Origin of the sequence: Vibrio sp. 10N.261.51.F12 (assembly GCF_041471725.1) — a bacterium.
Taxonomy (GTDB): Bacteria; Pseudomonadota; Gammaproteobacteria; order Enterobacterales; family Vibrionaceae; genus Vibrio.
On the sequence record NZ_JBFROV010000036.1, the window covers coordinates 122131 to 134686 of the forward strand.

Here is a 12556-nt window from a genome sequence, read left to right on the forward strand (position 1 = left end):
AACAAATGACTAAAGAACGCCACAGGCGAAAGCTCACTGCTTTCGCTTTTTATTTAGCGGTATTCATCAGTGCGAGTATTGTAGGCTGCAGTAGCAGCGATAACTCTGATCCTGCTTATCAAACCGCCAAACAGTTGCCACGCTTTGATCAGCCAACGTTCGATGCTTACCTCACGGAAACACGTACTTGGTTAATGGAGAATCGCGACTTCAAAACCCCTGATCATCAAACAGAACTTAATCTGAACAGCCCTTTTGAACTCATTCCGGATAAGCCTAATGGCGAAGCAGTATTGCTGGTCCATGGCCTCGGCGATTCACCGTATTCGTTCCATGACGTTGCTCATCACCTAGTCAACAAAGGTTACTTAGTTCGCGCAGTTCTGTTATCAGGGCATGGAAGTAAAGCGGGTGATCTTGTTCTATCACGTTACAACGATTGGAATGCTATCGTGGCACATCATGTTTCCTTATTGAAAAATGATTACCCAACTCTGTGGCTTGGCGGCTACTCCACTGGCGCGAATCTCGTCACGTCTTTGGCACTCAACGACAGCAGCATTTCTGGATTAGTCCTGTTTTCTCCAGCATTCAAACCAAAGTCGGAAGCCGTAAAATACGCACAATTCGCCAGCTATTTTGTGACGTGGGCTGATCAAGACCTCGAAGATAACCCGCTTCGGTATAATTCATTACCGATGAATGGAGCATCGGCGTATTATCAAACCTCTCAAGTGGTACGCGAAGCGCTTTTGACTCAATCCTTTACGAAACCAACAATGATGGTTTTGAGTGAGACAGACAGTATTATTGATACTCAGGCAGCTGCAAAATGGTTCAATTCCCACTTTACTCATCCAAATAATGCGCTCATCTGGCAAGGCAGCACTCCACCTGAAGGAAATAACATCATCCGCCAAACGATGCCTCGCCCTGATTTGAATATCTCCAATGCCTCTCACATGGGTATGTTATTTAGCCCAAGCAACCCATATTACGGTATGAAGGGATCGGTGAAAATTTGTGATAACGGGCAAAATGACATCAACACAGATCGCTGTATGAACGGAGACGAGACATGGTATTCCGCATGGGGCTATCAAGAAACAGATAAAATCCATGCAAGACTGACGTTTAATCCATACTTTAACGAAACTATGGATTACTTAGATAAAGTGATGTCCGCAAAATGAGAGTAAGCACGTTTCTCATTGATTATCTGTAGCAGCGTAGGCAATTGATGTTAAATGGTTAATAGACGTCAGGTGTGGCTGCCGCATCGGTAACATAAAGCCATACATTGCCGTTATTTATTCAAGCAAGACTGCGTCATTTCCATTGATATTTAAACAGCCAATCATTACAGGCTATTGTGACCAACAGAACTAAAACAGTGCTGGTTCTACCGCCAACCATACGTCACATGAATAACTTCGGCGTAGAACGTGACAAATAGCCTCTAAATGTAACAGGTTGTCAGTATTTCGCCACTAACTCATGTTTTCAATTCAATTTCGCTCACCACTCCTCTACAATGTGCCACGTTTTAAACTCAGGTCGTGTCCTGAATACGCAACTACTCTCGTGGGTTGATTCAAAAATGTTCAAATTATTAAAAACGCGCTTAAGTGCTTACTATGACTTTCTTATTATTAATGCGCTGTTAGCGACACTCATCGGTGCTCGTTACTTCTTTTATTTCCCGGATGTCCCCTTTGATATCCTGCAAGATACGTTTGCGGCTTCTAGTTTAATTAGTCATATGAGTTTGCTGACTCTTGTCTTTGGATTACTGGCACTATTTATTTGCTTTTTACCCTTTAAAGCCAAAAGGCCAGTACTTGCGCTCCTAGCAACGGTAGGTTTAGCGTTCTTATTTGTAGACACTATGATTTTTGGTTTCTATCGATTCCATCTCAATTATCCAGTGCTGTCTCTCGTCATGTCAGGACAAATAGTTGAATTTCCACTGTCAGCATGGGCCATGCTCGTCGCTGGCCTTGTCGCACTGTTTGCGCTCCAATGGTGGGCGTTGGGTCGTATAGAAAGTCAAACTTTTAGACTGACGAAAGCTTTGCGAAAAGTGTTCTTACCCCTATTTTTCGCTACTACTCTCGCGAGTCACGGTATCCATATTTGGGCGGCAGCAACGGCTTATCAACCGGTAATGTTCGTCAATCAATATTTGCCATTATTCTACCCGACTATTGCTAATTCACTGTTAATGGAGCATGGCTTTTTAGATCGTGAGGAATTAGCCAAACGACAAGCAAAGACACCGAAGATTCAAGGCGGTTTAAACTATCCGTTACACCCTTTGACTGGAGAAGCATCGGGGCAACCTAGAAACATCATGCTCATTCTGATTGACTCATGGCGTCCAGACACCGTGACAGAGCAATATATGCCAACTGTCTATCAAATGTCGCAAGATGGCTTATCGTTCGACAAACACTACTCTTCCGGGAATGCGACGCGAATGGGGACATTTGGATTATTTTATGGGCTACCTGGTCCTTATTGGCATCCAATGCTGGCAAACCAACGCCCAACGGTTTTAATGGACAGACTCCAGGATCTGGACTACCAGATCGGCGTATTTACTTCCGCTCATATTGAATCTCCTGAGTTCAATCGCACTATTTTTGCCAAAATCCCAGACTTACGGATCAAAGGCAAAAACACAGGAACAGCGGCAGATCGTGATATCGAACTCGTCGATGATTGGACGACCTGGTATGAACAGCGCAGTGAAAAGCCAACCTTTTCTTTCTTGTTTTTTGACGCGCCCCATGGCTTCATTTTCCCGGACGACTACGAACCTAAATTTGAACCAATGTCTGGCGCCAACAACCCGTTTGTACGCAGTAACGATTCTGATCCGGAACCCATATTTAATCGCTATAGAACCAGCACGCACTTTGTTGACAGCAAAATCAAAGAAGTCGTGGCCAAGCTTAAAGAAGAAGGCACTTACAATGACACCGTGATCATTGTAACCGGCGATCATGGTGAAGAACTGAATGACAATGGCCAGAATTTCTGGGGCCACAACGGTAACTTCACCGAAGCTCAGATCAAGGTACCTTTCATAATGATCGGTGCGGGCGTCAACAAAGAAAGTAACGATTGGCCAACAGACAAGATGACCACTCACTTTGATTTTGTTCCGACCATTATGAAGAACTATCTCGGTGTGACCAATGACATTAAGGACTACAGTGTTGGTGAGGACTTATATGGGAAATTTGTTGACCGCCCTTACACTATCGTGGCTGATTACGGTGATTATGCCATCGTATCTGAAGATAAAATCTTCTCACTGAAAGGGAACGGGTTGTACGAAGTCAAAGATGGTCGTAACCGACTGCTTCCTGAGCAAGAAATTGATAGAGAACGCATGCAGTACGCTCTCGATGTCCTAACCCGTTACACTAAATAACAGCGAATACGTTAACGGAACACTCTGGCAAGTTAACGTGGTTAGACGTTAAAAAGCAGGAAAAGCACCACGCTTTTCCTGCTTTTTTTATTACTATTTTTTCGGTTGGATATAAAATATCGCGGCAGAATGTTCTGGAACCGTCACAACGCCACTGGCTACGGATAATCGGTCGCTTAATGCAGATTGCAACTTTACCGTTGTATCCACCGACACACTTTTTTCTCGTGAAGATTTATTAATGATCACCAGCCCCTTATCTCCACGGGTAAACGCAAGGATGTCATCATTGGCTTCTACAATCTCGAAAGCTTCACCATGCATACGGTGGTAGAACTGGATCAACTGCGATAATTTCTCATCTTTCCAAGCATTCATCCAACGTGGTTGCCCTTGCTGATTCTTAATTCCGCTAGGATCAAGATCAGAATAGATCAATGGCACGCCGCCATCCCGCCCAAGAATATACACATAAGCCAACCATTCATTTTGTTCATCCAACACAAGATTCTGAAAAACATCGTTGTTTGGAATATCATGAGTCGTAGCAAAGGTAATCGAACGAGCATTTGTCAGCGCTTGACCAAAGCAATAAGGGTCAATTAGTGACGCCATACTACCTTTCTTCTCAAACACCTCAAATACCGTATTGAACAATGGGAAATCATAGGCGGCAAGCCGAGTCTCCTCTAAGTACGGCTGCAAAAACAACTCGTATTCTTCTTTCGTGGCTCCGCCATCCGTGATGATCTCGCCAAATACGTGCATCCCTTCCGTAATATCTTGAGTAAACACCGCTTGAATGTGCTCGAGGCTTAGGTGTTTGGCCGCATCAATGCGGTATCCACGCACCCCAAGATTCTTCATCGCGCGTAAATAAGCTTGTTGTTGCTCAATGACGCGTTTGCTCGTGCGTAGGGTTGGTAAACCTGGGTCACTGGGTCCACCGGTTAAGCGTCCATGTTGGACTTCCCAGCGATCTTTCCAGTTCTTGATACCAAATGCTTCAACGAAATCATTCTCATCAAAAAGAGGCTCATTCAAATCCCCAAATAGTTTTTGCTGTTCGAAGTATTGGGAATGCGCTTGGTAGCCTTCAATATCAGCGTTGCTCGGGTATTGAAGATCCAACCTTGAACCAGATTCGTTTGCCATATGATTGAAAACAACGTCAATGTATACCCACACCCCCTGTTCATTAAGGGCGGCCATCATTGCCTTAAAGTCTTCTGTATTGCCCAACTTATTATCGATTACTCGATAGTCTTGCGGCTGATACAATTGCCACCATTGAACCGGCAAAGACTGTCTAAAGGATTTCATCGGAGGAGAAACGAGCACGGTTTTATAGCCTAGTGCTTTAATTTCTTCCGCTCTTTCCGCTACCAATGCATACGGCCAATCAAAAGCATGCAAAATGACATTACTCTGGCTAGTCGTTGACTGTGACATGGTTCACTCCTGTCAAAAATGAGTCTTTTACTCTAACAACGATTATATAGAACCTAACAAGGTTCAAATCATCCTCTAGACATTTTCTATTGTATGAGAAACAAGGCGTAGCCTTCGTGAACTTATGTCCCACTGAGCGAGTTCAATGATTAGTTTCACACCAAACCCTTACTGTTTCATGAAATTTGGGCACAAAAAAACGCGCTTCAGTAAGCGCGTTTTTCCTATCGTAGAAAACGATTAGAATTTTTTCGGAGCAAAACCTGTCATTACATCAAGACGCAGCTCTTTGCCAATTTTGGTCATTGGGTGAACCACAACAAGGCCCTTAACCGATTTCTTAAGCTTGCCAAGATCAGCCTGCTCTGCTTTAGTGATTTCACGATAAAACGGCATATCCAACAAGCTTTTACGCTCTTGATTCATGTCATAGCTAGCTTTGTGTTTTAGCTGTGCCAGTTTTTTCGTTAGTTTCTCAATTTCATCCGTAAATTTGGAGATCATCTCGTTGTCACCACGAGCTTTAGCGCTGTTAAGCTTATGCTGACATGCATCAAGACGGTTTTTAAGTGTTTGAATTTCTTTTTTCATGCTCATTGTTATCTGAACCTAGTAAACGAATGAATAAAACGGACGCGGAGTGTATCACAGACTTAACGGTCATGCCGCTAAGTTTAGGTCCGATAAAGCACCTTAACAACATGCCAGCCAAATTTGGTTTTTACTAAGTGCGGAGTCAAGACTTCACCAGTGAAACACACTTTATCAAATTGTGGCACCATTTGACCTTTGCGAAATTCGCCTAAGTCACCACCTTTTTTGCCAGAAGGACACGTTGAGTGTTTCTTTGCAAGAGCCTGGAACTTGGCGCCTTTTTTTAATTGGCTAATAATATCTTCAGCTTGTTCTTTATGCTTAACCAAAATGTGCAGTGCGGCCGCAGTTCTTGCCATGACGTGTCTACCCTAATACAAAACGATGAGATGCTAATAATAGCGAGAGTGTAAATCATTATGCGATCGAAATCACGTTTACAATCTAAGCAGCTTCAACTTTATTCTGATCTGCCGCAGATAAGTTAGGGAAATTTAAAACTATTCTATAGAATTAGACTGTCACCAACTTAGGGTATGTATTCGATGTCGCCAACTATAAGTAAAGCAAATCAAGCACAAGGCATGTTATTGTTCACTCTTAATATGCAAAAGCAGCGCTTTGCTATCGGTACGCTTAAGGTTCGAGAAATAGTCCCATTCTTGCCGACAACTCAGATCCCTTATTCTCATCAGCACGTTGTGGGCACGGTTAGCATCCGGGGATTAACGGTTCCTGTCATCGATATGGCGGCAGCCATTGGTTTTCGACCTATCACGCCAGAAGAATATTCCAGCACCTACCTTGTTGTCACGGATTGTCTTCGGACCGTGGTTGCGTTTATGGTCAGAGAAATAGATAAAATCATCGAGTGTAACTGGAGAGAAATAGAACCCGCTCCAGACAGTTCAGGAAAAAACATCTTTGTGACGGGAGTGACCAAGTTTAACGGTGACATTGTGCAACTGCTTGATTTAGAACTGTTACTGTCAAAAATCTACCCACAATACGCGGATACCAAAATCCCGATGTTAACCGATGTACAACGTGAACGAATGAAAGCTCTCAATGTGTTGCTTGTCGATGACTCATCGATTGCGAGAAAACAACTAGGTGATGCACTCAATCAAATCAATATCCCGTTCAATATCTGTAAAGACGGGAATAGCGCATTGGCGTTTATGCGTGATCAAGCCAATAGAAGCAACGCGGTTGATATCCTCGTCAGTGACATCGAAATGCCTGGCCTAGATGGCTATGAACTGGTCTTTGAAGTACAAAATGATTCGTCATTAAACCAAGCTTATCGCATCCTACACACCTCATTATCGAGTGAAATGTGTACCGACCGAGCTAGGCAGGTAGGAGCCCATGAAGCATTAATGAAATTCAATGCGGGTGAACTCATTGAAGCAATGCTTAGGGGCGCAGAAACCTTCAGCGAACATTAGTCATTTCCTAACATCGTACAGGCATAACGGAGTCGCGCTTTATCAATAAAGGATGAAAAGAGCGAGACACCGCACTTTGTCGCCCTTCTATCGAGATTCGCGCCGCATTTATTGCCATACTTTCTATAGGGCTGCGAATCGTCGTCAACTTTGGTGAGAAATAGCACTGAGGTAATACATCATCAAAACCAATAATCGACAACTGTTCAGGGACAGAGACACCATGCTCTTTGAACACTTGAATGGCGGCTGCGGCAAAAAAATCATTAAAAGCGACCATTGCGGTCATCGGCAGCCCTTTGTTTAAGAAATTCGTCGCCGCAAGTGCTCCCCCTTGCTCACCAAAAGGAACCTCTTCTACCCAGTCTGGGTTAAACTCGATACCGGCATCATCCAGCGCTCTTCGGTAACCATCAAACCTCAGAAACTTATCATCAACCTCTGTATCACACGACAGAAAGGCAATCTTACGATGCCCCTGCTCTATCAAGTGTTGAGTCGCTTGGTAGGTCCCTTCACTGTTGTCTAGCCATACGCATTGTTCTTCAATTGTTGGAACAAGACGGTTGATCACGACAAGACCAGGGAGCTGTTTTGCGTACTCGACCAAGGATTTGTCACTCATAACCTTGCTGTGGATCACAATATTGCGACATCCTTTGCTCAACATGAACTTGATTGCATCCTCTTCACAATCCGCATCATAATTGCCGCTCGCCACGATCATTTTTTTATCGTGTTGCTTAGCAATTTTCTCTACGCCTTGGCTCAATAGCCCATAAAAAGGCGAGTTAAAACGACTGACAATCAAACCAATCGCATTTAAGCCTTGGTTTATATTAAGACGTTGATTACCTTTAATTTTATAGCCAACATCACGCATCGCTTTTTCAACCAAACTGACCGTTTCAGGTACCACGTTTGAAGAATGGTTTATAACGCGAGATACGGTCGCGGTAGAGACCCCCGCCGATTTTGCGACATCATTAATTGTAGCCATTATTATCTCCTTTTTTTGTCACTATGCATTAATGTAATTTACATGGCAATTTCAAATTATTACATTATTGAATTTCATCACAGATTCCGTCTATATCTCAATATATGCTTTATCTGCACAATAAATCTAATAATTACTCTAAAAAACATTCGCCCTACGCATAACAATCAGGATGTAATTTACATGAAAGAAAATACGGTATCGACCCCTTCAGTAGGATTGGCCTTGTTGCCAATTCTCACCATGTTGCTGTTCTTAGTCGTCGGATACGGCGTCTTTGGTTTACCCATTGAAAGCTTGCTTCTTGCTTCAGCTATTGTTGCTTCATGTGTCGCATGGAAGCTAGGTTATGGCTGGAATGATATTCAAAATGCAATTGTAGAAAGGCTTGCTAAGGCTTTGCCTGCAGTGTTCATTCTCGTCTTAGTTGGCGGCTTAATTGGTAGTTGGATGATCGGTGGCACCATTCCAATGCTGGTGTATTACGGTTTGAAAGTCATCAGTCCCGAGTACCTTATCCTCACTGCGTTTCTCGTCACCAGTTTGGTCTCTCTGTGTACAGGGACGTCTTGGGGCTCGGCGGGTACCGTCGGTGTCGCTTTAATGGGTGTCGCGACAGGTATGGATGCTAACCTAGCCGCTGTGGCTGGAGCCGTTGTCTCTGGCGCGTATTTCGGTGATAAGATCTCCCCTCTTTCCGACTCTACTAACTTTGCACCGGTTGTTGCTGGTACTGATTTGTACTCGCATATTCAACACATGCTTTGGACAACAATTCCGGCATTTTTGCTTGCTTCTGTGGTTTTTTTCTTTGCGGGAAACAGTGATGTCTCAGCAGACACTCCCGAAAAAATCATCGCTATATTGGCCAACTTGGATGAACTTTTCTCGTTAAATATCTTCTTGCTACTACCGCCTGTCTTGATTCTTTGGGGTGCGATACGCAAGCTTCCAACTATCCCATTAATGATCGCTGCTATCTCTATCGCCATCATTAATGCCATCGTATTTCAAGGCTTTGACCTCGCGACAGCGCTTAATTCTACGCTAGGTGGATTTAACGCCTCCATGTTTGCAAGTGCAGGTTTAGGCCATGTTGAAATAGTCAGCGACGTATTAACCCTGGTCAATCGTGGCGGCATGTCATCAATGATGGGCGTTGTGTTACTTGTATTCTGCGCTTTCTCGTTTGCTGGCACACTGGCTCTCACGGGTGGTTTAACTGTTTTGGTTAACATTTTGGCCAAAGGTATTAAAGGCACTGCAAGCTTAATTGGGGCGACTATTGTCACCACATTAACCGTGGTTTGTACCACCTCAGACGGTAAGCTAGCCCTGCTCATTCCGTCAGAGCTGTTCCGAGATACATACAAGCGTATGCAGTTGGATGCGAAAAACTTATCACGAACTATCGAAGATGCGGGCACGGTTATTGAGCCGCTCATTCCTTGGACAAACGCTGGTGTATTTATGGCAGCAACGCTCGGGGTAGCAACGCTCGATTACCTTCCTTGGGCAGTGCAAAACTACTCTGGTGTGTTCTTTGCCATGATTTGGGCTTCTAGCGGTATCGGCATCGCAAAGCTAAAAGACGCTGTCCATACTGCTAAGTCTCAGCAATCAGACGCAGCGAAAAAAACCGCCACTATTTAGTAAAAAATCAACACAACAATGGGAAGCTAACGCTTCCCATGACGAATGAGGACATTTATGCAACACGAATTAGATACCGTTATCAATCGCTATGATACCGATTGCCTCAAGTGGGACTACATGGAAAAGTGGCTCGGGGTTCCAAAAGGAGAAGCGCTACCTAGCTGGGTATCTGACTGGGACTTTAAAGCACCAGAATTCATCACTGCCCCTCTTAAAGAGCGCATTGAACACGGCGTCTTTGGGTACTCAGAGCGCAGCGATGAATACTTTAACTCGGTGATTGATTGGTGGTCTGAGAATCATCAAGTCGAACTGAAGAAAGAATGGTTTCACACTACGCCCGGAAGCCTTCCTGCCATTGCCATGTTGATTGAACGATGGAGTAACCCTGGTGACCAAGTCTTGGTGTTCAGTCCGGTGTACCACGCTTTTTATCGCACCATTGAAAACACCCATCGCTCACTTGCCGTATCACCACTCGACAATAATGATGGCTATTACACGATTGATTTTGAGGATCTCGAGCGTCAGCTAAAAACGGGAATCAAGATTCTCATGCTATGTAACCCTCACAATCCGGGCGGGCGTGTATGGTCTGAAGCAGAAGTCACGAAAGTGTGTGCGCTCTGTCATCAGTACGGCACCTATATTATCTCAGATGAAATCTGGGCAGATGTGGTGTTTAGTGGCCATAAGTTCTTCAGCTGTTTACGAGTTAACCCTAAGTATCGTCAGAAAATGGCGGTGTGTATTGCGGGTACTAAATCCTTTGGCTTGCCATCAATGCGTCTGACAAACACGATGATCCCAAATGAAAAAGAAGCCATCGCATTAAAATCAAAGCTATTGGCATACGGTATTGATGTATACAGCTCACTAAGCTTACTGGCGAACCAATCTGCATATCGCCATGGCCGAGAATGGTTGAGTGAAACCTTGCGTTACCTAGAAAACAATAACTGCGTGCTGGCACAATTTGTTGATTCTGAGCTGAAAAAAGTGAAATACCGACAACAAGAATCCACCTATTTGGCATGGTTAGATTGTCGAGCTCTCAATCTTAGTGACCAAGAGCTAGAAAACAGACTACACCGCGCTGGTGTCATCCCTACAATGGGTTATAGCTTCGGTGAGCAAGGCCAAGGGTTTATACGTCTTAACCTAGGCTGCCCAACGTCAATCTTACAAGAAAAGATTGCTCGGCTTCGTACCGTACTCGAATAACGAATAGACGTAATTCGAACGATAAAGCCATTGCGCCCAAGAGCAGATAACTCCGTTTACTGCTCTTTTCGTTAACCCCTCTAATGACCCGCTTGAGAACCCAAAGATCATGAATACAATAAAATTTGGCCTAGACATTGGCGGAACAAAAATTGAACTCCGAGCTTACAATCAACATAATGAAGAACTCATAAAAGAAAGAATTGTGACACCGAACAATTACGCCAACTTTATCTCATCGATTACCGAATTGGTGATACAAGCGGAGGCTAAACTCGGTAAAAAAGGCAGTATTGGTTTAGGCCTTCCAGGCGCAATATGCCCCAAAACCCACGTTGTTAAGAATGCCAACTGCACCTTCTTAAATGGTAGGCATCTAAAACAAGATTTAGAGAAAGCGCTGAATCGAGATGTATACATTGCCAATGACGCCAATTGCTTTGCATTGTCAGAAGCCATGGACGGAGTGGCAGCAGGGAAAAAAGTGGTCTTTGGCGTCATTCTTGGAACCGGTTGTGGTGGTGGACTCGTCGTGAATCAGCAATTGATTATTGGTGCCAATGCGATTTGTGGTGAATGGGGCCATAATCCCTTACCAAATTATGAATATTCAAAAGATGGCATTGGTCAGCCCTGCTATTGTGGTCGTCAAAATTGCATTGAGCGATTTATATCTGGTACAGGGTTTGAAGTGCAATACGCTCAACGATTTTCCGAAACCAAATCGGCTCCAGAAATCATCGAGGCTTACCAGCGAGGTGACCATAAAGCGAGATTATCTTACTATCAACTTGTTGACCACATCGCTCGTAGCTTTGCATACATTATCAATATGATAGACCCGGATGCCATCGTCATTGGCGGTGGTCTGTCACAGGTAGCATCGCTTTATTCGGATATTGAAAAACAAATGACTCAATATGTTTTTAGCCCTGATAGTTATACGCCGATACTTAAAGCCAAATACGGCGACAGCAGCGGCGTACGTGGCGCAGCATGGTTACCTATTATTCATGCTTAGCTACCTCTGATTCATGCGTAGCTAATATAATTCAGCGCGATGACTTATTGATTCTACATGGTTCCTCGATGTCTTCGCATAAGGGTCTGCACTCTGCAACAATCGTAGCCCCTTATGCGTGTAATATTATTCAGCCGATATCAATCTACTTTCTCAGCCGTCTCGACACGACGATGGCCTTCTTGCAGATGGACGAAATCCACTAAATCATCACCCGACACTTGATAAGCTTGACCAAAGCCTTTTACAAAGAGCCCCTGCTCGGCCTTTAAGTTAAACAAAACAAAATCTTGTAGCTGGCTTAATCCATCAATAATCTCGCCAAACCGCTCTTGCATTTGATTCACTACCGCATGCCATTGTGGTGTTTCTCTTTCCACTACCGTTGCAATCGCATCAAACGTTAAGCGTTTACGAGCAAATAGTTGTTTACTCTCCGACTCATCTTCGATCATCATCAGAGACACATTAGGGTTAGCTTGTAAATTACGTGCATGACGTGCAATTTGGGAAATCAGCACAAAGTAACCTTGTTGATTTTGTACAAACGGCGCATAACTCACATTAGGACAACCTTCCGCATCAACGGTCGCTAGCTGAATGGTTTTACGCCCTTGACGGAATTCTTTTATCTCAGGTCCTAAACGTCCTTGCAAACGCTCTTGCTTAACTTGCTTATCCATTTTATTTCCTTACTTTCTTAATTTTTATAATAG

Annotated in this window: 11 protein-coding genes; 6 read left to right on the forward strand and 5 right to left on the reverse strand. The window is 43.9% G+C overall.

Annotated features, from left to right (window positions below):
- Nucleotides 1-5 precede the first annotated feature (5 nt).
- Nucleotides 6-1193: an alpha/beta hydrolase gene (locus tag AB4405_RS18810; protein ID WP_372062355.1), complete on the forward strand. Its 1188-nt coding sequence runs from the start codon at nucleotides 6-8 to the stop codon at nucleotides 1191-1193.
- Between the two features lie 407 nt (nucleotides 1194-1600).
- On the forward strand, nucleotides 1601-3442 hold the full coding sequence (locus tag AB4405_RS18815) for a DUF3413 domain-containing protein (RefSeq protein WP_372062356.1): 1842 nt from the start codon (nucleotides 1601-1603) through the stop codon (nucleotides 3440-3442).
- 93 nt (nucleotides 3443-3535) lie between these two features.
- Here AB4405_RS18815 and AB4405_RS18820 read toward each other — a convergent pair whose 3' ends face one another.
- The 3 genes from AB4405_RS18820 to ppiC all read right to left on the reverse strand — a co-directional run bounded on the left by AB4405_RS18820 (nucleotide 3536) and on the right by ppiC (nucleotide 5847).
- Complete coding sequence (locus AB4405_RS18820; protein WP_372062358.1) at nucleotides 3536-4894, reverse strand: alpha-amylase family glycosyl hydrolase; 1359 nt, start codon at nucleotides 4892-4894, stop codon at nucleotides 3536-3538.
- A 240-nt stretch (nucleotides 4895-5134) separates the two neighbouring features.
- Entirely contained in the window at nucleotides 5135-5491 is a 357-nt protein-coding gene (locus tag AB4405_RS18825) for a YibL family ribosome-associated protein (protein WP_102467946.1), read from the reverse strand.
- A 77-nt stretch (nucleotides 5492-5568) separates the two neighbouring features.
- Complete coding sequence (ppiC, locus tag AB4405_RS18830) at nucleotides 5569-5847, reverse strand: peptidylprolyl isomerase PpiC (protein WP_102467947.1); 279 nt, start codon at nucleotides 5845-5847, stop codon at nucleotides 5569-5571.
- A 186-nt stretch (nucleotides 5848-6033) separates the two neighbouring features.
- Here ppiC and AB4405_RS18835 point away from each other — a divergent pair, with 186 nt between their 5' ends.
- On the forward strand, nucleotides 6034-6939 hold the full coding sequence (locus AB4405_RS18835) for a chemotaxis protein (RefSeq protein ID WP_372062360.1): 906 nt from the start codon (nucleotides 6034-6036) through the stop codon (nucleotides 6937-6939).
- Between the two features lie 7 nt (nucleotides 6940-6946).
- Here the strand turns inward: AB4405_RS18835 and AB4405_RS18840 are convergent, their stop codons facing one another.
- On the reverse strand, nucleotides 6947-7939 hold the full coding sequence (locus AB4405_RS18840; protein WP_102467949.1) for a substrate-binding domain-containing protein: 993 nt from the start codon (nucleotides 7937-7939) through the stop codon (nucleotides 6947-6949).
- A 42-nt stretch (nucleotides 7940-7981) separates the two neighbouring features.
- Between AB4405_RS18840 and nhaC the strand changes: the two genes are divergently transcribed.
- The 3 genes from nhaC to AB4405_RS18855 all read left to right on the forward strand — a co-directional run bounded on the left by nhaC (nucleotide 7982) and on the right by AB4405_RS18855 (nucleotide 11840).
- Entirely contained in the window at nucleotides 7982-9592 is a 1611-nt protein-coding gene (nhaC, locus tag AB4405_RS18845; RefSeq protein WP_372062362.1) for a Na+/H+ antiporter NhaC, read from the forward strand.
- A gap of 57 nt (nucleotides 9593-9649) precedes the next feature.
- Entirely contained in the window at nucleotides 9650-10819 is a 1170-nt protein-coding gene (locus AB4405_RS18850) for a MalY/PatB family protein (RefSeq protein WP_372062364.1), read from the forward strand.
- A 118-nt stretch (nucleotides 10820-10937) separates the two neighbouring features.
- On the forward strand, nucleotides 10938-11840 hold the full coding sequence (locus AB4405_RS18855) for an ROK family protein (protein ID WP_372062399.1): 903 nt from the start codon (nucleotides 10938-10940) through the stop codon (nucleotides 11838-11840).
- Nucleotides 11841-11980: 140 nt separating this feature from the next.
- Here AB4405_RS18855 and hutZ read toward each other — a convergent pair whose 3' ends face one another.
- A complete protein-coding gene (gene hutZ / locus AB4405_RS18860) occupies nucleotides 11981-12523 on the reverse strand; it encodes a heme utilization protein HutZ (RefSeq protein ID WP_102467952.1) in 543 nt (180 codons plus the stop codon).
- Nucleotides 12524-12556: the final 33 nt, after the last annotated feature.

What these genes read in the sequence shown, in the direction of transcription:
- AB4405_RS18810 (WP_372062355.1), top strand. Translation starts at nt 6, where the DNA reads ATGACTAAAGAACGCCACAGGCGAAAGCTCACTGCTTTCGCTTTTTAT.
- AB4405_RS18815 (WP_372062356.1), top strand. Translation starts at nt 1,601, where the DNA reads ATGTTCAAATTATTAAAAACGCGCTTAAGTGCTTACTATGACTTTCTT.
- AB4405_RS18820 (WP_372062358.1), bottom strand. Translation starts at nt 4,894, where the DNA reads ATGTCACAGTCAACGACTAGCCAGAGTAATGTCATTTTGCATGCTTTT.
- AB4405_RS18825 (WP_102467946.1), bottom strand. Translation starts at nt 5,491, where the DNA reads ATGAGCATGAAAAAAGAAATTCAAACACTTAAAAACCGTCTTGATGCA.
- ppiC (WP_102467947.1), bottom strand. Translation starts at nt 5,847, where the DNA reads ATGGCAAGAACTGCGGCCGCACTGCACATTTTGGTTAAGCATAAAGAA.
- AB4405_RS18835 (WP_372062360.1), top strand. Translation starts at nt 6,034, where the DNA reads ATGTCGCCAACTATAAGTAAAGCAAATCAAGCACAAGGCATGTTATTG.
- AB4405_RS18840 (WP_102467949.1), bottom strand. Translation starts at nt 7,939, where the DNA reads ATGGCTACAATTAATGATGTCGCAAAATCGGCGGGGGTCTCTACCGCG.
- nhaC (WP_372062362.1), top strand. Translation starts at nt 7,982, where the DNA reads ATGGCAATTTCAAATTATTACATTATTGAATTTCATCACAGATTCCGT.
- AB4405_RS18850 (WP_372062364.1), top strand. Translation starts at nt 9,650, where the DNA reads ATGCAACACGAATTAGATACCGTTATCAATCGCTATGATACCGATTGC.
- hutZ (WP_102467952.1), bottom strand. Translation starts at nt 12,523, where the DNA reads ATGGATAAGCAAGTTAAGCAAGAGCGTTTGCAAGGACGTTTAGGACCT.